A 16916-nucleotide genomic window follows, 5' to 3' on the forward strand; every position below is an offset into this window, starting at 1 on the left:
ATTTAAATTGCGTCCTCCAGTTCGAGTTTCGGTCGGATGCCTAAGGCGATCATCTCGTCGAGCAGGAGCTTGAACGCGTAGCTCACCTCGAGCTCGTGGATGTCGTCCTCGTCGCCCGTGACCGGATCGTACACCCGGCGCTGTTCGCGGTCCTCGACGGCGACGAGCCCGGTCTCCGCAGAGACGTGTACCGTCTCGGCGTCCGACGACTCCAGCAGCCGCTCGTTGAGCACCATCGACGCGCCGTGGCCGATGATCGTGTCGCGCTCCATCTCCCCGACGCGCAGGCCGCCCTCGCGGGCGCGCCCCTCGGTCGGCTGGCGCGTGAGCACCTGCACCGGGCCGCGCGAGCGGGCGTGGAGCTTGTTCGACACCATGTGGTACAGCTTGTGGTAGAAGATCGTCCCGACGAAGATCTCCGCCTCGATCTTCTCGCCGGTGACGCCGGAGTACATGACCTCCTTGCCGGAGGACTTGAAACCGTGGTCCTCCAGCCCGCCGCGGAGCTCCTCCTCGTCTTCGCCCTGGAACGGCGTGCCGTCGACCCGCGAGCCGCGCAGCGAGCCGACCTTTCCGCCGAGCATCTCCAGCACGTGGCCCACCGTCATCCGGGACGGCAGCGCGTGCGGGTTCATCACGAGGTCGGGGACGACCCCCTCCTCGGTGAACGGCATGTCCTCCTGGGGTGCGAGGTGGCCCACGACGCCCTTCTGACCGTGTCGGGACGCGAACTTGTCGCCCAGCTCGGGGACGCGCTGGTCGCGCACCTTCACCTTCGAGAGCTTGGAGCCGTCCTCGCCCTCCATCAGCGTCACCGTGTCGACGACGCCCGATTCGCCCGAGCGCATCGTCACGCTCGTCTCCCGGCGCTTCTGCGGGGAGAGCCCGCCCATGTCGTCGGGCTCCTCTAAGAAGCGCGGCGGGCTGGTCTTGCCGAGCAGGACCGAGGACTCGTCCACCTTCGTCTCCGGGTTGACGAGGCCGTCCTCGTCGAGGTGGGTGTACGCGTCCTCACCGCGCGCGCCGCGGACGTCCTGATCGGGGATCTCGAAGCGGTCCTCCTGACCGCCGGGGTACCGGCGCTCCTCGCCCTCGTAGGTCCGGAAGAAGTGCGAGCGGGTGAGCGCGCGGTCGACGGAGCCCTGGTTCATCACCAGCGCGTCCTCGATGTTGAAGCCCTCGTAGGACATCACGGCGACGACGAAGTTCTGCGCCGCCGGCCGCTTGTCGAAGCTGATCTGGTCGGACGTCTGCGTCTTCACCATCGCCAGCTGCGGGTAGTGCAGCAGGTGCTGACGCGTGTCCGGCCGGATGCGGTAGTTAGCCGAGGGGAGTCCGAGCGACTGCTTCATCATCCCCGCGCCCATCGTAATCCGGGGGCTCGCGTTGTGCTCGGGGTACGGGATCATCCCCGCGCCGATACCGAACACGAGCTGCGGGTCGATCTCGAGGTGCGTGTGGTCCTCGGTCACGTCCTCCTCGTCGACGGCGACCAGGATGTCCTCCTCCTCCTCGGCGTCGATGAACTCGACGTATCCGCGCTCGATGAGGTCCTCGAACTCGACCTCGCCGCGTTCGAGCGCCTCGACCTCCTCGTCGCCCAGCAGGGGCTCGCCGTTCTCGACGACGATCAGCGGGCGGCGGGCGCGCCCCGCGTCCGCGTTGACGATCACTTCCTGGGTCCGGTCCTTGACCGAGACGTTCACCATATCCGAGACGTCGCCGCGTCGGCGGGCCTCGCGGATCTGTTCGGCGAGGGCCTCGGGGTCCGGATGGGTCCCGACGAGGCTCCCGTTGACGTACACCTTCGCTTCGCGTTCTGCCTGAGCCATATTAGTCGTCCGCCGTCTGTCGTTCGACGCCTTCGATGCCGGGGATCCCCTCGACACCCATCGACGCCAGTTCTCGTTTCAGCCCCTGTTCGTCCTCGACGGTCTGTGAGAGCTCCATCGACTGCGCGAAGTTCTTCACGAGTCCGCAGTTCGGCCCCTCCGGCGTCTCGGAGGGACAGATGCGACCCCACTGAGTCGCGTGGAGGTCCCGCGCCTTGAAGTGCGGCTGCGAGCGCGACAGCGGCGAGCGCAGGCGCCGGAGGTGCGAGAGCACGCCCATGTAGTCGGTCCGATCGACGAGCTGGGAGACGCCGGAGCGTCCGCCCACCCAGTTGCCCGTCGCGATCGGGTGTTCGAGCCGCTCGGTCAGCACGTCGGAGCGGACGACCGTGTTGACGGTGAGATCGCGGTTGCGCATGTTCGCGCGCTCGAGCTGGTACTTCACGTCGCGAGCCAGCTTGTTCAGCGCGGTCCGGAACAGGTCGCGCATCAGGTCGCCGGAGACCTTCAGGCGCTTGTTCGCGTAGTGGTCCTTGTCGTCGGCCTCGCGGCGGTCCAAGGCGAGCTCGAAGCACGCCTCGGCCATCCGGCAGAGGTAGTACGCCTTGTTGATCCGCACGTCCTCCTCCTCGACGCCCTCCTCGTGGAGGTGCGGGAGCAGGTAGCGGTCGATGACGTAGTTCGCCCGCTTGAGCTGGTAGTTCTTCCCCTGGCCGGAGGCGACGCGCTCGCCGAGGGTCTCGATGGCCTCCTCGGTCGTCTGCACGTCGGCCTCCTCCAGATTCTCCAGCATGAACTTCACGATCTCGGGGTCGTCCGAGACGCGGTGGACGATCTCCTCGTCGGATTCGAGCCCGAGTGCGCGGACGAGGGTGACGAAGTCGATCGAGCCCGAGACGGACGGGAACGACACTTCGAGGAGCCCCTCGCGGTTGCGCTCGCACAGCACCAGGGCGCGGTACCCGCGGCGCTGGGAGAACGTCTTCGCGACTTGGATCTCGTCGCCGTACTTCGAGTCGTACTCGGCGAGAATCTTGTTCGGTGCGAGGTCCTCCGAGGTCATCAGCACGCGCTCGGAGCCGTTGACGATGAAGTAGCCGCCGGGGTCGACGGGGTCCTCACCGATGTCGATGAGCTCCTCGTCGGAGAAACCGGCCATGTTACACTTGTCCGAGCCGACCATGATCGGCATCCGGCCGACCTTGGTCTCGGTCGTGTCGACGACCTGCTCGGGCTCGTCCTCGCCGCCGCGCACGATGGACATCTCCATGAACACGGGCGCCGAGTAGGTGATGTTTCGGAGGCGGGCCTCCTGGGGGTACAGCAGTTCCTCGGAACCGTCTGCCTCGCGGACGCGCGGAGTGACCATCCGAACGTCGCCGAGTTCGACGTAGACGGGCTCTTGGCCCTCCTTGTCGCCGATGTCGGTCTCGATGGTCTCCTTCTCGTCGACGACCTCCTGCATGCCGCGGTCCAGGAAATTGTTGAACGATCGGAAGTGGTGTTCGGCGAGCCGTTCGTCCGAGAAATACTCGCGTGACACCACGCGTCGGTCTTGCCTGTTCATGAGACGACTAATCGGTACACGACCGCTTCCTCGGTCGTGCGGGAGTTTCGAACGATCTTCACCACGTCGCCGACCTCAGCCTCGTCGGGGAGCGCGGGATCAGTGCGTTTGATCTTCGGTAGGTTCGTCCGTTTCACGTCGTACTCCGCCAGAACCTCGTCGACCTCTTCGGGTTCGAGGAGGACGTGGTCCGGGACGAGTTCGTGTTGGCTTACGTCTACCATGGGTGGTGGTTATTGAAAGAAGCTATCACGAGATACTACAGATCGCTATATGGGCCAGCGGCATAAGACTTGCCAACCGCTTCCGCCATGCACGGCTCACGGCGACGGGGGCGTGCGATACTCCTACTCATGCGGGTATCACACAAAAGGGTACCGCCGCGGTCGATCGCGTCGCCGATTCCGTCGGTCGGCCTTGCCGATTCACCTCCCCGATCGACTGCGTACGTCCGGAACCGCGGCGTCGTCCCGGTTCGCCGGGAACCGTGGTCCCTCCGCGTCGACGCCGGCTCTCCCTGTCACCGGTCACCACCGTCGCCGGGGATGACAAGCCTTATTTGCCAGACAGGGGTACGAATGGATGCGACAAGCCCGGATGGTGTAGTGGCCCATCATACGACCCTGTCACGGTCGTGACGCGGGTTCAAATCCCGCTCCGGGCGTCCCCACGCTTCGGGGTCTGTCGCTGTTTGCCCGGATGGTGTAGTGGCCCATCATACGACCCTGTCACGGTCGTGACGCGGGTTCAAATCCCGCTCCGGGCGTTTTCAACGACCAACACGGCGAGCGTAGCGAGCCGTTCGTCGAAAACGGTCGCAAGAGGGTTTGAATCAAGGAGTGAAGCGAGCGGAACGACTGAGGTTCAAATCCCGCTCCGGGCGTATTCTGCCGACGGAAACTACGAGTGAGGAGCGGTGCGAGCCTTCTGGACGCTGACGGGCTCTCGGAAAAGGCAGCTCCGAAAAACGATCGAACGCGACCGTCCGCCTTTATAGGTCGATCAGCGACCGCAGATCGGCCACCAGTGTCTCCGTCTTCCCATCGGGCTCGTCGTCGTCACTGACGGGCGTCCGCCCGTCGAACGTCTCGTGGACCATCGAGACGCCTTCGGCCAGCGTGTCGAGGCCGTAGCCGCCTTCGAGGACGTAGGCGTTCGCGGCCCCGATCTCATCGGTGACCGAGCGAATCCGGTCGGTCATCAGCGCGTACCCCTCCGAGGAGACGCGCATCCGGGAGATGGGGTCGTGCCGGTGGGCGTCGAACCCGGCCGAGACGATCACGAGGTCCGGGTCGAAGCGTTCGAGCGCCGGGGCGACCGCCTCGTCGATGGCGTAGAGGTAGTCGGCGTCGCCCGCGCCGGCCGCGAGCGGGAGGTTCACCGTCGTCCCCTCGCCCTCGTCGCGACCGGTCTCGTCGAGCGCGCCGGTGTCCGGGTAGAGCCCCTCCTCGTGGATCGACGCGTAGAACACGTCTCCGCGATCGTAGAACACATCTTGAGTACCGTTCCCGTGGTGCACGTCCCAGTCGAAGATCGCGACCCGATCGGCGGCCCCGTCGTCGAGGACGGTCTGCGCCGCGACGGCGGCGTTGTTGAAGAAGCAGAATCCCATTGCGTCGTCGGGCACCGCGTGGTGACCCGGCGGGCGTCCGAGCGCGAACGGGGTGTCCCGGCCGTCGTCGCCGTCGAGCGCCGACCGGGCCGCCCACTGGGAGAGGCCGGCCGAGGTGAGCGCGGCGTCCCACGTCCCCTCGCTCGCGACGGTGTCGGGGTCCCAGCTCCCGCCGCCGTCGGCGACGAACGCCTCAAGCTCGTCGACGTACTCCGCGTCGTGGACCGCGACGACCTCTTCGCGCGTCGCCGGGTCCGCTTCCGCGTATTCGACGCCGTGCCGCTTCGCCAGCCCGCGGCGGATCGCGCGCAGCCGGTCCGGGTTTTCCGGATGCCGTTCGCCGGTGTCGTGTTCGAGACACCGCTCGCTGTAGCCGAAGCGCATCTACTCGAACAACGCGAAGTACGTCTCGATATCCTCGGCCTGTACGGTCCGTCTGTCGGCGTGCCGCGCGAGCGTCGCGGCCGCGCTCGCGACGTTGTCGGCGTAGTCCTCCAGGATGTCGGCCAACGCGATCCGCGCGTCGACGCCCACTCGGTATCGGTCGTCGATCCGGAGCCGCGCGATGCGGTCGATGGGGGCGACGGGAAGAGTGAGATCCTCTCGGCTGATCACCTGTTCGACGCCGAAATCCGACGCCATCAGCGTCTTCCGCCCGTCCTCGGTTGCCCGTTCGGCCGCGTCGATCGCCAGCTCCGAGCCGTGCGCTTGGATCCGGCGAGCCAACTCCTCGGCGGCGTCCGCGCTCACGCGGAGGTCCCCGGCGTTCCGCCGGATGATCCCGTCGACCGGCGCGAACGGCAACTCGACACTCATACACACAGTCGCGTCCGTGGTCCGTATAACGCTTTCCGTTACCGCCGTCTCCGAGGCTGAGCGCTGGCGTCGCGGCTACTCGACGCTTCGCTGTAGCGCTCGCCGTCTCGTAACGTCACGGCGTCTCCTCCTCGGCCGAAACGAACTCGGGGCGGCTAGAACACGTCGACGGCGTCGATCGTGCCGTCGCGCTCCGTCCCGCGTACCGTGACCTCCTCGCCGAGCCGCAGGCTCGCGTCGGTCTCGACGCTCTTCGTTCGCTGGCCGTCGTCCAACACGACGGGATCGCCGGTCTGAACGACCGTTCCGGTGAACTCGACCTCCGCTTCCGACCGCTCCGCCGTCGCGGCCGCGGCGCTCCCGGCACCGCCGCCCCCGCCGCCGGCCTCGCCGCTGTCGTCGTCGGTGGCCTCGCCCGCGACGGCCTCGGCGGCCGCCTTCTGTCCGTCCTCGGCGAAGGCGCCGAGTCCGGTGTCGTTCGCGTCGCGGTCGCTCTCGGCGTCTGCGCTGGCACCTGCCGCCCCGCTCGACGCGTCGCTCCCCGCTTCGAGGACGGTGACCGTCGAACGCCAGTTCGCGGAGGCCTCGAGGTCGTCCTGCCAGCCGTCCTGAATCTCCACGTCGGTGAAGACGACGCGGTCCGCAAGGTCGATCTCGCGGTCCGCCTTGTCGCCCCACAGCGCGACGCGGATCTCGCCGGTGTCGTCCTTGATGCGGACGTTCCGGACCTGCCCCTCCGAGCCGTCGTCGCGGTCGAACGTGCGCTTCGGATCGGTCTCGATGACGCCGCCGCCGATGTCGACGACTTCGCCGATCTCCACGTCGGCGACGTCTGTCGTCTCCGGGACGTACTCCACGTCCTCGTCGACGCGTTCGACTGTGCCGCGGTCGCCCACGTGGAGCTCCAAGTCGCCGTCGCGCTCGCGCACGTAGCCGTCGCCGACCTCGACGACCTCGCCCGGCCCGAACTCGTCGGCGAGACCGGCCTTGTCGTCCCACAGCGTGACGCGCACGCGGCCCGTCTCGTCGCCGACGGTGAGGTTGGCGACCCGACCTTCGGAGCCGTCGTCGCGGTCGAACGTCCGGACCGAGTCGGTGTCGAGCACCTGTCCGACGAGGTCCACGTCGGAGGCACCGAGCGAGAGGTCGGCCACTTGGTAGGTGTCGAGCACCTGCACGTCGACCTCGGCGTCCTCGTCCGGTTCGACCTTGTCCGCGCTCACTTCGAGCCCGCTGTATCCCTCCTTCGGACGGCCCATGACGCGAAGGACCTGTCCGACCTCCAACTGCTCCTCGGCGGCGGCGGCCATCTCGTCCCACAGCGCGACCCGCACGGAGCCGGAGGCGTCCGCCACGTCGACGTTGCAGACGCGGCCCTCCTCCGCCTCGTCGTCGTCGCGCTCGAACGTGCGGACGTCGCCGATGGAGGTCACCTTCCCCAGGAACTTCACGTCGTTCATGCCCGGTTCGATGTCGGCGATCGTGTCGGCCTCCTCGTCGCGCAGCTCGTGGGCGATGAGCATCGCCGCGGTCTCCTCGTCGGCGAGTCCGCCCATCTGCTCGACCTTGTCCTCGACGGCCGCCTCGAACTCCTCGAACTCGACGTCGGTGTCGAGATCATCGTAGACGTCCTCTATCACTCCCATACGCGTACCTCCTCGGTTGTCGAGTCCGCGGATAAGCGTTGTCCTTGCGGGGGTCTCGCGGTCGAATCGGGGCGATCGTTCCGGGGTCGCCGCGGGGTCGCCCTCGCGGGTCGGTGCTTCGTCATACCCGTCCATCGGTCCCGTCGATACAAAAGGTGTGCAATCGGGGCCGGCCCGGACGGGCCGCCCCGCCCGCTCCCAGCTACGTCCGGCCCGCCCGTCGGTCGCGATCGTCTCGCGACCCCGTGCGCCGTCGCGGACCACCGCCGCGGCCTCGGGGCCTCACCGTCGAACCCCGCTTCCGGCTCGTGGCCGACCGTGGTCACCGACTGGTGCACACAGCCGGTCCGGTTCGGAGCGGTCGACCGCGCCGTGTGCGACCGTTCGCCACGCGCTCTGCGGACCGTAACCGTCTTAAGTAACAGCGCGGTACGTTCATTTGAGTCCTGGTAGGGTAGTGGACTATCCTCTTGGCTTGCGGAGCCAGGGACCGGAGTTCAAATCTCCGTCAGGACGCTCACTTTGCGGCTGCCTCACTTCGTTCGGCAGCCGCTGCGTTCGGTCCTGACGTGCCTCGCGCTCACTTCGTTCGCGCGAGACTCCGTCAGGACGTTTTTGGACCCACCAAACGGCAAGCATCGCGAGCCGTGCGTGAGTCCGAAAAACTCCGCGGAGATTTGAGCAGGAAAGTCGCAGCGGCCGAGCGAAGCGAGGCCGACCGTCTTTCCGAGTTCAAATCTCCGTCAGGACGCTCACTTTGCGGCTGCCGAACGAAGTGAGGCAGCCGCTGCGTTCGGTCCTGACGTGCCCCACGCTCGTTTCACCCGCGTGGGACTCCGTCAGGACGTTTTCGGACGCACCAAACGGCGAGCACCGCGAGCCGTGCATGCGTTCGAAACCCGTCGCTCGGTCGTCACGACCCAACTTTGAAGAAACCGGACGAGGTGCAACGCGACATGGAGCGCACGCGGCGAGCGATTCTCGGGACGCTCGGAACGGGTGCGATCGGGGCACTCGGCGGCTGTTCTCTCAGAGAGAGGTTCGGAGACCCACAGACGGTGACCATCGAGGTCGGCGGCGACTTCGACACCGAACAACCGATCGAACTCGAAGTGCTCCCGGCCACGGTGGAGTCGGGACTCTCGGAGAACGTGGTGTTCCAGCAGACCATCACCGTCGGCCCGTCCGGTCTGGAGAAGGCCCTGTCGGAGATCGGAGGCGCTTTCGAGTCCGAACGGGCGCTGATTCGCGTGCACGTCTTGGGACTCGGCCTCATCGGTGAGTACACGTTTGTCCCGGACTGTCCGACGGGCGCCACCTACGACGAGGTGCTCTACGTCACTCTGCAGTCGGTCTTCGACGTGACGTTCCGGCAGAACCGGTGTCAGTGAACCGAGAGGCTGCGCACGCGATCGAGTCGAACGGGGTCCCGTGCCGCTGATTAGTCGTGCGGATGGAACCGCTCCATCGCGCGCTTGACGGCGCCCGTGTCGCCGATGAAGGTGACGTGGTCGCCGTACTCCAGCACGCTGTCCGCCGACGGCACGTGATTCTCGCCGTCGCGGCTGACGACGGCGACGAAGGCCCCGTCGGGGATCTGCGCGTTGAGGTCGCGAATCGTCTTCCCGGCGAGGTTCTCCGCGGTCACCTCCACCTCCTGAACGTCGTGGCTGTCGCCCAGTTCGTTCATCCAGTGGGTGATCGCCGGGCGCTCGATCTCGTCGTCGATGGCGACCGCGGTGGCCGTCGGCGAGTCGATCGCCTCCACGCCGATGCTCTCGAAGGCGTCGATGTTGTCCGACTGGTTCACCCGGGAGTACACCGATTCGACGTCGAACTTCGTGAGCGCGAGCTGGCACGCGAGGAGGTTGATGTCGTCGTCGCCGGTCACCGTGATCACGCGCTTCGCGTCCCCGATGCCCGCGCCGCGCAGCGCTTCCGTGTCGCTGCCGTCGCCCTCGTAGACGGTGAACCCCTTCGAGCGCGCTCGTTCGATCTCTTCGTCGTCGATCTCGACGATGACGACGTACTCACCCCGTCGCTCCAGTCGTGTGGCGAGCGCCCGGCCGACTCGGCCGCCGCCGATGATTATCGTGCGCATTGGTGACACTCCGAGAACGTCGCCGATCTGCCGGGCTAATCCGGCCTCGATCGCGACCGTCGCGAAGATGACGGCGAACACCGTCCCGACCAGCAGTTCGCCCGCCTCCACGCTCCCCGCCAGCTCCAGTTCGATCGCGAACAAGGTGGCCACGCTCGCCGGGATGATCCCGCGGGGGCCGACGCCAGCGATGAACAGCCGCTCCGGCCACGTGAACCGCTCGACGCCGGCGGTGGCGATGATCGCCCCCAGCGGCCGGAGCACGAGCATGATCACCAACACGAGCCCGACGGCGCCGACGCCGAGCGCCGCGATCGCCTGGACGTCGATCAGCGCGGCCAGCGAGATGAACACGAACGAGAGGACGACGAGCGTCGTGTTCTCCGCGAACCGCTCGATCTCCTCTCTGTGGTCGATATCGAGGTTACCGAGGAGGATCCCGCTCGTCGCCGCCGCCGCGATACCCGCCTCGGCGGCGACGGCCTCCGCGGCCGCGAACGCTCCGACCGCCGCCGCCAACACGAGGAACTGGGACGCCTGCACGTCGCGCTCGGGGACGAACTCGCTGTCCAAGAGGTAGTAGATGATCACCGTCGCGAGCACGCCGGCGGCGACGCCGACGCCGAGCCGCCGGAGGAACGACAGGAGGGTCGCGGGGACTCCGAGGTCGTCGAGCAGCAGCGTCTCGAAGATCACCACGGCGACGATCGCGGCCGTCACGTCGTTGACGATCCCCTCGGTCTCCAGCGCGGTCGCGACGTGGTCCCTGACGCGGACGACGTTGAGTATCGGCGTGATCACGGTCGGCCCCGTCGCCACGAGCAGCGCCCCGATGAGCAGCGCGATCTCCCAGTCGGCTCCCTCGAAGAACCGGACCGCGACCGCCGTCCCGAGGAACATCACGAGGGCGCTGACCGTCACCAGCCGAAGGGAGACGGTCGACGCGCTCCGGATCCGTTCGATCCGCAGGGCGAACGCCCCCTCGAAGACGATGATCGCGACGCTGAGTCCGACGATGATCTCGAGCCCGTCTCCGAACGTCTCGAGGGTCACGAGGCCCAGCACCTCCGGTCCCAACACGACGCCGATCAGGAGGTAGAAGATGACGCTCGGCACCTTCAGGCGGTGCGCGACCAGTTGGACGACGAGTCCCGACACGAGGATCGCCGCGATGACCGGCAACAGGCTGGACACGTCTACGGGTCGTACAACCGCCGCCCTTCTTAGTGTACTGGTAGCCGGGGTCGGAGTCGCCCCCCGCGACGCCCTGCGCGGAATAACTGAAAGGAATACCGACGCGGGGACAAATCACGCTATTGATTCGCACACACGAGCAACTATTAACTCGGTTCCTCCTGTCAACGAGAATACGCCCGGACGGACTCCCCCGCTGGGCGACCTCACCATGACCGTTCGCAACTCCATCCCGATGTTCGCCCCCCTCCGGAGCGTCGGGAAGCCGGGTTGCGGAACGGTCGTCACTCGCTTCGACACCGTCGCCGCGTAACCCCCACGCGGGGCGGTCGGCTTCGCCCGTCGGAGCGAGCGCCACCTTCTGCCCCTTCCCGTCTTTCCGACACTTAGACCCGGTAGCTCAAGCGGCAGAGCCTCGGGGTGAGGAATCGACTCCCTCCCGGGTCCGTATGGCAGTCCAACCCTGCCACCGCGCGACCGACGTCGCGCTCCGACTGGCGGTCCCCCGCGACGCCGCGGGCGACCTCCACGCCGGGGTTCGCGACAGGCTCGCCGGGCGCGACGGCGTCGAAGTCGCCGACCTCGACGTCGTCGCCCTCCGGCCGCGTCTCAACGACCTCACGGTCGAGGTCGACGCCTCGCTCCGGCTCGCGCCGGACACCGAGGTCGACGACCTCACCGACATCGTCGGGGTCCACGAGGCGCGTCCCCGGTGACGGACACCGCCGGGCGCTCCCGGTCCACGCGGTCCCCGACCGACGCACCGACTCCGACCGCGGCGCGAGGCCTCGCGCCACCCACTCCACGACACGACACCACGATGAAACGAGATTCCCCCTCCAGACGCACGAGACACCCCGACCTCCACACCGGCCTGGTGCCCGCCGACCGCGTGCCCTCGTGGCGCGCGACGGCGGCGCTCGCCGCGCTGCCGGTCCTGGTGCTGGCGATCGCGGCGTTCCCGACCGCGGCCGCGTTCGTCGCGGCCGCCCTCGCCGGTGCGGTCGCCGGTGCGGCCCTCCAGCGCCGGTTCCCGGACGCGCTCGATCGGATCGTCGACCGCGCTCGTCCGGCGCCCGGCGACGACCAGGCCGGCGCCGCCGACGGCTGATCGCGTCGGGTCATCGACCCCTCGCTGACGCTTGCCCCTCCCCTTTCGCTCCCCGCTGACGCTTGCCCCTCCCCTTTCGCTCCCCGCTGACGCTTGCCCCTCCCCTTTCGCTCCCGGCGGTCACCGCGGGCGTCCTCACCGCTTATCCCTCGGGGCCCCCGACGGTCCGGTATGACGGACTGCGATCGCGGCTCTGCCCCCGACAGCGCCGCCGAAGGCACCTCCGACGCCGCTCCACCCGTTTCGTCCGCGCTCCGCGCCGGCGCCGCCCTCTTCAACGAGGGGCACGTCCTCGCGGCGCACGACCCGTGGGAGGCGGCGTGGCTCCCCCTCGCGGAGGGACCGGACGAGCGCCTGCTCCACGGGCTGATCGCGACCGCGGCGGCGACCCATCACGCCGACGCCCGCAACTGGTCCGGAGCGGTCGGCTGCGCGAGCAACGCGGTCGAGTACCTCGACGGGACCGGGTCGGCGCCGCGGGGGGTCGACGTCAACCCCGTCCGCGACTGGTGTCGCCGGCTCGCGGCCGATCCGGAGACGATCGAGCGCGCGCCCTCGCCGACGCTCCGGATCGAGGGTGCGGCGCCCCGCTTCGGCGACCTCGACCTGCAGGCGGCGCTGCTCGCGGCGCCCGGGCTGGCCGGCGCGGTCGCTCCCGGCGACGAGGAGACCTTCGAGACCGCGGCGGCGCTCGCGCGCGAGGAGCGCGGCACCGGCCGGACGACCTTCGCGGAACTGCTGTTCGCGTTCCTCCGCACGCCCGACGCCCGCCCGCAGGTGGCCGCGCGGCTCGCGGACCACGTGGAACTGGCGGAGCGGAGGCGACGGGACGTCGACGACCTGTTTTAACCCCCTCTCGGTCAGGCGCCGTCGGTGGGCGTGTCCGGGTCCGTCGGGAAGTTGGGATCGGCCGGGGGACCGCCGTCGCCGTCGCCTCCGTTCTGCTCCTCTTTCGGCTCCCCCTCGAACGTGTAGTCGCCGGAGTTGTCGGCGGGGTCGTAGCCGAGGGCCTCGCGGGCGCGCTCGATCGAGTAATAGCGTCGATCGTTGTTCGAGATGCCGTAGACGATCTCGTAGCCGTAGTTGGCCTGCAGACACCGGTCGAACAGGTGCGCGCAGTCGCGGTGTGAGAGCCACATCGCCTGCCCGCGCTCGTACTCCCGCGGCGGGTGGTCCTTCGTGAGGTTCCCGATGCGGACGCAGACGACGCTCATTCCGTGTTCGTCGTGGAAGAACCGTCCGAGCGACTCCCCGGCCGCCTTCGAGACGCCGTAGAGGTTCCCCGGCCGCGGGAGTTCGGTGCCGTCGAGTCGATATTCGTCGCCGGGGCGATACAGGTCCGGCGTGCGCTCCTCGGTCTCGTAGCCGCCGACGGCGTGGTTCGAGGAGGCGAACACGAACTTCTCGACGCCGGCGTCGGCGGCGGCGCGCATCACGGTCTGCGTTCCGTCGATGTTGTTCCGGAGCACGGAGTCCCACGGCGCCGTCTTCCGCGGGTCGCCCGCGAGGTGGATCACCGCGTTGACGCCGTCCATCGCCCCACGAACCGCCCGATCGTCGGTGATGTCGGCGACGTACCGGTCGGCGTCGGTTACTCTGTCGGGCACCTTCGTCGCCGGCAGCGGCTCCCTGTCGAGGAGTCGCCACTCGTAGTCGTCGCCGATGCCGCGGAGGATGGCCTGCCCCACCCGTCCGCCGGCGCCCGTCAGCAGGACCGGCTCGTCCATTCGGTCGTACGTGGGCGCGAGACGGGCATATATGATACGGTTCGGCCGCGACGTGCGGATCGGTGGTCGTCCGGGTCCTACAGCTTCTCGCGCGAGATGCTCACGCCGGTCGGAGTGACGACGATCTGATCGTCGCCCTTCTGGACGATGTCGCCGTCGACCTCCTGCGCGACCTGACGCAGTTCGTCGATGATGTGTTCGATCGTCCGGTCCGACGTGGAGTGGCGAGTGATGTCCGCGATGACGAAGTCGCCGTCGTAGACGGCGTCTTTGATCGGGATCACGTCGCCCTGGTCGCCGATCTCCGCGATGTGTACCTGCATGCCCGTGTCCGCGTGCGCCTCGGCGAAGTCGTCGAGGTCGAGCTCGACGTAGTCGTCGACGGAGCGGTTTCCGCCGCCGCCGAGGATCTTGCTCATAATACCCATACACACCACACGTCGAGGTCGGACATTAGTTCTTACGTCAGACGCTCTCGTCGCGTCGCCCGTCAGCTCTCGTCGAGTCGCTCCTGCCACTCCTGAACCCGCGACAGCAGCTCAACCGGCGCGGTCTCGGCGATGTCGATGTCGCTCAGCTCCTCGATCACGGCGCGAGTCTCGGGATCGAGTCGGTCGGTCTCCGGGGTCTCCGCAGTCTCCGGGGTCTCCGCGGTCTCCGCGCTCCCGCTGGCACCGTCCGATGCCGACCTCGGAGCGGTCCCGTTCCGACCCGCGCCGGAGTTGGGGGCGCCGGACGCTGTCGCTCCGGCGTCGCCGCTTTCCGAGAACGACCCGGACGAGAGGTCGAAGACGACCTGTTTCGTGTCGCCGTCGAGGTCTTCTCCTCCGGTGCCTCCGCCTCGACCCCCGCCCTTCGCCTCGATCGCCTTCTCCTCGCGGAGGCGGTCGAGAACCGTGTCGGCGCGGGAGACGACCGGCTCCGGCACGCCGGCGAGGTCGGCGACGTGGACCCCGTACGACCGGTTCGTCGGCCCGTCGCGGACGGTCCGGAGGAACGTCACCTCCCCGTCGCGCTCGTCGACCGCGACGTGGACGTTCTCGACGCGCGGGAGGTGATCCGCCAGCGTCGTCAGTTCGTGGTAGTGCGTGGCGAAGAGGGTGCGCGCGCGCACCTCGTTGTGGAGGTACTCGGTCGCGGCCCACGCGATCGAGATCCCGTCGTAGGTGGCGGTGCCCCGGCCCACCTCGTCGAGGATGACGAGCGAGTCCGCGGTCGCCGAGTGGAGGATGTTCGACAGCTCCTGCATCTCCACCATGAACGTCGACCGGCCCTGCGCGAGTTCGTCGAGCGCGCCCACGCGGGTGTAGATCCCGTCGACGAGCCCGACGGTGGCCGCCCGCGCGGGGACGAACGACCCCGCCTGCGCGAGCAGCTGAATGAGGGCTGCCTGCCGCATGTACGTCGACTTCCCGCTCATGTTCGGGCCGGTGACGATGAGGAACCCGCGCTCCCCGTCGAGCCGGAGGTCGTTCGGCACGAAGTCGGTCGTCCGCTCGACGACCGGGTGCCGTCCGGCCTCCACGTCGAGCCGGCGCTCGTCGGAGAGCTCGGGCCGCGTCCAGTCGTTGCCGGCGGCGTGGGTCGAAAGCGACGCGAGCGCGTCGATCTCGGCGACCGCGCGCCCCGCGTCCTGCAGCAGTTCGGCGTCGGCGGCGACCCGCTCGCGGAGCTCCTCGAACAGCTCGTACTCCAGGTCGCCGCGAGCCTCCTCCAAGCGGAGCACCTCGCGCTCCCGCTCCTCTAGCTCGTCGGTGACGAACCGCTTCGAGTTCTTCAGCGTCTTGATCTCGCGGTAGTGCTCGGGGACCCCGTCGGCCGCGGACTTCCCGACCTGGATGTAGTAGCCGTCGGTCTTGTTGCGGTCGACGGTGACGTGGCTCAGCCCGTACTGGCGCTTCTCGCGCTCCGCGAGCGTGTCGAGCCACTCGTTGACCTCCTCGTGGCGCGCGATCAGCTCGTCGAGCTCGTCGTCGTACCCCTCCCGGAGCAGCCCGCCCTGCGTCTTCGTCTTCGGCGGGTCCTCCGCGAGCGCGTCCGCGAGCTCGTCGTGGAGGCTCGCGGCCCGCTCGCGGTCGATCCGCTCCAGCACCCCGGCGAGCGGGGAGTCGGCGAGCGCGGTCCCGGACACGGCGTCGGCGAGCGCGGGCACCAGCGCCAGCGAGTCGCGCACCGAGAGGAGCTCTCTCGCGCCCGCGCTCCCGCTCGTCGCCCGCGCTGCGAGCCGTTCGAGGTCGTACGCGTCGCCGAGCGTCTCGCGCAGGCGGTCGCGCGCGAGCGCCGCCGACGCGAGCGCCTCGACCGCGTCGAGCCGGCGGTCCAGCTCCGCGCGGTCCCGCCGCGGTCGGGTGATCCACTCTCGGAGGAGGCGACCCCCGGCGGCGGTGACGGTGTGGTCGATCGTCTCGAACAGCGAGCCCTCGCCGTCTCCCCGCATCGTCTCGGTGAGTTCGAGGTTGCGCTGGGTCGTGGCGTCGACGGCGACGTGGTCGTCGTCGCCGTAGGCGGTGAGCCGGGTGATCGACGCCAGCACGCCCGCGCCGGTCTCCTCGACGTAGCCGAGGACCGCGCCCGCCGCGCGCAGCGCCAGATCGGAGTCGATCCCGACGCTGTCGGCGGTCTCCCGGCCGAACTGATCGCGGACCGCGTGGTTCGCGCGACCCGGCGCGAACGCCTCCGCGTCGAAGACCGAGACGGACCCCGACAGGTCCTCCCGGACCGCCCCGAGCAGCTCGTCGTCGTTGCGGACGCGCGGCCCGGGGAGCACCTCAGCGGGGTCGAACCGGTACAGCTCCGCGCGGAGGTCCCCCGCGCTCTCGACCTCGGTGACGAGGAACCGCCCGGTGGTCACGTCGGCGAGCGCGAGCCCGTAGGGCCCCTCCGCGTCGTCGCTCGTCTCCGCGGAGCCCGACGCCCTCCCGCCGTCGTCCTCGCGGACGACCGCCGCGAGGTACCGCGCGTCGTCGTCCGCGGTCTCGAGGAGGGTACCGGGCGTGACGACGCGGGTGATCTCGCGGGCGTGGCCGTCGTCCGTCTCGTACTGGTCGGCGACGGCGACGCGGTAGCCCCGCTCGACGAGCGCCTTCACGTAGGGGGTCAGCTCGGAGAGCGGCACGCCCGCCATCGGGTACGACGAGCCGTGCGAGGACTTCTGCGAGACGGTGAGATCCAGTTCGTCGGCGACGAGCTCGGCGTCGTCCGCGAAGAACTCGTAGAAGTCGCCGCACTGCATGGCGAGAACGTCAGCGTCGGTCTCCGCCTTGAGATCGAGGAACTCCCCGACGATCCCCGTTGGCATATACCCGTACTC

Annotated in this window: 14 protein-coding genes and 3 tRNA genes; 7 read left to right on the forward strand and 10 right to left on the reverse strand. The window is 68.7% G+C overall.

The window, feature by feature from the left end:
• Window positions 1-2 precede the first annotated feature (2 nt).
• The 3 genes from rpoB to C471_RS10375 are packed head-to-tail and all read right to left on the reverse strand — an operon-like array spanning window position 3 to window position 3623.
• Complete coding sequence (gene rpoB / locus C471_RS10365; RefSeq protein ID WP_004048731.1) at window positions 3-1832, reverse strand: DNA-directed RNA polymerase subunit B; 1830 nt, start codon at window positions 1830-1832, stop codon at window positions 3-5.
• A gap of 1 nt (window position 1833) precedes the next feature.
• Window positions 1834-3399, reverse strand: coding sequence for a DNA-directed RNA polymerase subunit B'' (locus C471_RS10370; RefSeq protein ID WP_004048732.1), 1566 nt, complete (start codon window positions 3397-3399; stop codon window positions 1834-1836).
• On the reverse strand, window positions 3396-3623 hold the full coding sequence (locus tag C471_RS10375) for a DNA-directed RNA polymerase subunit H (RefSeq protein ID WP_004048733.1): 228 nt from the start codon (window positions 3621-3623) through the stop codon (window positions 3396-3398). The genes C471_RS10370 and C471_RS10375 overlap by 4 nt, the downstream gene beginning before the upstream one ends.
• A gap of 367 nt (window positions 3624-3990) precedes the next feature.
• Between C471_RS10375 and C471_RS10380 the strand changes: the two genes are divergently transcribed.
• Window positions 3991-4063, forward strand: a tRNA-Asp gene (locus C471_RS10380).
• Window positions 4064-4092: 29 nt separating this feature from the next.
• Window positions 4093-4165 (forward strand) — tRNA-Asp (locus C471_RS10385).
• A 225-nt stretch (window positions 4166-4390) separates the two neighbouring features.
• Here C471_RS10385 and C471_RS10390 read toward each other — a convergent pair.
• The 3 genes from C471_RS10390 to C471_RS10400 form a co-directional block, all read right to left on the reverse strand.
• Complete coding sequence (locus C471_RS10390) at window positions 4391-5395, reverse strand: histone deacetylase family protein (RefSeq protein ID WP_004048735.1); 1005 nt, start codon at window positions 5393-5395, stop codon at window positions 4391-4393.
• On the reverse strand, window positions 5396-5827 hold the full coding sequence (locus tag C471_RS10395; protein WP_004048737.1) for a histone: 432 nt from the start codon (window positions 5825-5827) through the stop codon (window positions 5396-5398).
• A gap of 155 nt (window positions 5828-5982) precedes the next feature.
• On the reverse strand, window positions 5983-7473 hold the full coding sequence (locus C471_RS10400) for a single-stranded DNA binding protein (RefSeq protein WP_004048739.1): 1491 nt from the start codon (window positions 7471-7473) through the stop codon (window positions 5983-5985).
• A 443-nt stretch (window positions 7474-7916) separates the two neighbouring features.
• Between C471_RS10400 and C471_RS10405 the strand changes: the two genes are divergently transcribed.
• Window positions 7917-7989 (forward strand) — tRNA-Arg (locus C471_RS10405).
• Between the two features lie 440 nt (window positions 7990-8429).
• The gene (locus tag C471_RS10410; RefSeq protein ID WP_004048740.1) at window positions 8430-8864 is read left to right on the forward strand and encodes a hypothetical protein; all 435 of its coding nucleotides are present in this window, start codon (window positions 8430-8432) and stop codon (window positions 8862-8864) included.
• Window positions 8865-8914: 50 nt separating this feature from the next.
• Here C471_RS10410 and C471_RS10415 read toward each other — a convergent pair whose 3' ends face one another.
• Window positions 8915-10756 (reverse strand): cation:proton antiporter, encoded by a 1842-nt coding sequence (locus tag C471_RS10415; protein WP_004048743.1) that lies wholly within the window; start codon window positions 10754-10756, stop codon window positions 8915-8917.
• Window positions 10757-11217: 461 nt separating this feature from the next.
• Between C471_RS10415 and C471_RS10420 the strand changes: the two genes are divergently transcribed.
• From C471_RS10420 to C471_RS10430, 3 genes are all read left to right on the forward strand, one after another.
• Window positions 11218-11484, forward strand: a complete 267-nt coding sequence (locus C471_RS10420; protein WP_004048749.1) for a hypothetical protein — start codon at window positions 11218-11220, stop codon at window positions 11482-11484.
• Window positions 11485-11588: 104 nt separating this feature from the next.
• Window positions 11589-11879: a hypothetical protein gene (locus C471_RS10425; protein ID WP_049909301.1), complete on the forward strand. Its 291-nt coding sequence runs from the start codon at window positions 11589-11591 to the stop codon at window positions 11877-11879.
• Between the two features lie 171 nt (window positions 11880-12050).
• Complete coding sequence (locus C471_RS10430) at window positions 12051-12728, forward strand: DUF309 domain-containing protein (protein ID WP_004048752.1); 678 nt, start codon at window positions 12051-12053, stop codon at window positions 12726-12728.
• A gap of 11 nt (window positions 12729-12739) precedes the next feature.
• Here C471_RS10430 and azf read toward each other — a convergent pair whose 3' ends face one another.
• The 3 genes from azf to mutS all read right to left on the reverse strand — a co-directional run bounded on the left by azf (window position 12740) and on the right by mutS (window position 16904).
• Window positions 12740-13606: an NAD-dependent glucose-6-phosphate dehydrogenase Azf gene (azf, locus tag C471_RS10435; protein WP_004048754.1), complete on the reverse strand. Its 867-nt coding sequence runs from the start codon at window positions 13604-13606 to the stop codon at window positions 12740-12742.
• Window positions 13607-13683: 77 nt separating this feature from the next.
• A complete protein-coding gene (locus C471_RS10440; RefSeq protein WP_004048756.1) occupies window positions 13684-14034 on the reverse strand; it encodes a cell division protein SepF in 351 nt (116 codons plus the stop codon).
• Between the two features lie 62 nt (window positions 14035-14096).
• Window positions 14097-16904 carry a DNA mismatch repair protein MutS gene (gene mutS, locus C471_RS10445; protein WP_004048758.1) on the reverse strand — a complete coding sequence of 936 codons (2808 nt, stop codon included), beginning with the start codon at window positions 16902-16904 and terminating at the stop codon, window positions 14097-14099.
• Window positions 16905-16916 lie beyond the last annotated feature (12 nt).

It is taken from the genome of Halorubrum saccharovorum DSM 1137 (assembly GCF_000337915.1).
Classification (GTDB): Archaea; Halobacteriota; Halobacteria; order Halobacteriales; family Haloferacaceae; genus Halorubrum; species Halorubrum saccharovorum.

Excerpts from the sequence above, each read along its gene's own strand:
- C471_RS10400 (WP_004048739.1), bottom strand. The coding sequence starts at position 7,473 with ATGGGAGTGATAGAGGACGTCTACGATGATCTCGACACCGACGTCGAG.
- C471_RS10425 (WP_049909301.1), top strand. The coding sequence starts at position 11,589 with ATGAAACGAGATTCCCCCTCCAGACGCACGAGACACCCCGACCTCCAC.
- C471_RS10370 (WP_004048732.1), bottom strand. The coding sequence starts at position 3,399 with ATGAACAGGCAAGACCGACGCGTGGTGTCACGCGAGTATTTCTCGGAC.
- C471_RS10375 (WP_004048733.1), bottom strand. The coding sequence starts at position 3,623 with ATGGTAGACGTAAGCCAACACGAACTCGTCCCGGACCACGTCCTCCTC.
- C471_RS10430 (WP_004048752.1), top strand. The coding sequence starts at position 12,051 with ATGACGGACTGCGATCGCGGCTCTGCCCCCGACAGCGCCGCCGAAGGC.
- C471_RS10390 (WP_004048735.1), bottom strand. The coding sequence starts at position 5,395 with ATGCGCTTCGGCTACAGCGAGCGGTGTCTCGAACACGACACCGGCGAA.
- C471_RS10395 (WP_004048737.1), bottom strand. The coding sequence starts at position 5,827 with ATGAGTGTCGAGTTGCCGTTCGCGCCGGTCGACGGGATCATCCGGCGG.
- mutS (WP_004048758.1), bottom strand. The coding sequence starts at position 16,904 with ATGCCAACGGGGATCGTCGGGGAGTTCCTCGATCTCAAGGCGGAGACC.
- rpoB (WP_004048731.1), bottom strand. The coding sequence starts at position 1,832 with ATGGCTCAGGCAGAACGCGAAGCGAAGGTGTACGTCAACGGGAGCCTC.
- C471_RS10440 (WP_004048756.1), bottom strand. The coding sequence starts at position 14,034 with ATGGGTATTATGAGCAAGATCCTCGGCGGCGGCGGAAACCGCTCCGTC.
- azf (WP_004048754.1), bottom strand. The coding sequence starts at position 13,606 with ATGGACGAGCCGGTCCTGCTGACGGGCGCCGGCGGACGGGTGGGGCAG.
- C471_RS10410 (WP_004048740.1), top strand. The coding sequence starts at position 8,430 with ATGGAGCGCACGCGGCGAGCGATTCTCGGGACGCTCGGAACGGGTGCG.
- C471_RS10420 (WP_004048749.1), top strand. The coding sequence starts at position 11,218 with ATGGCAGTCCAACCCTGCCACCGCGCGACCGACGTCGCGCTCCGACTG.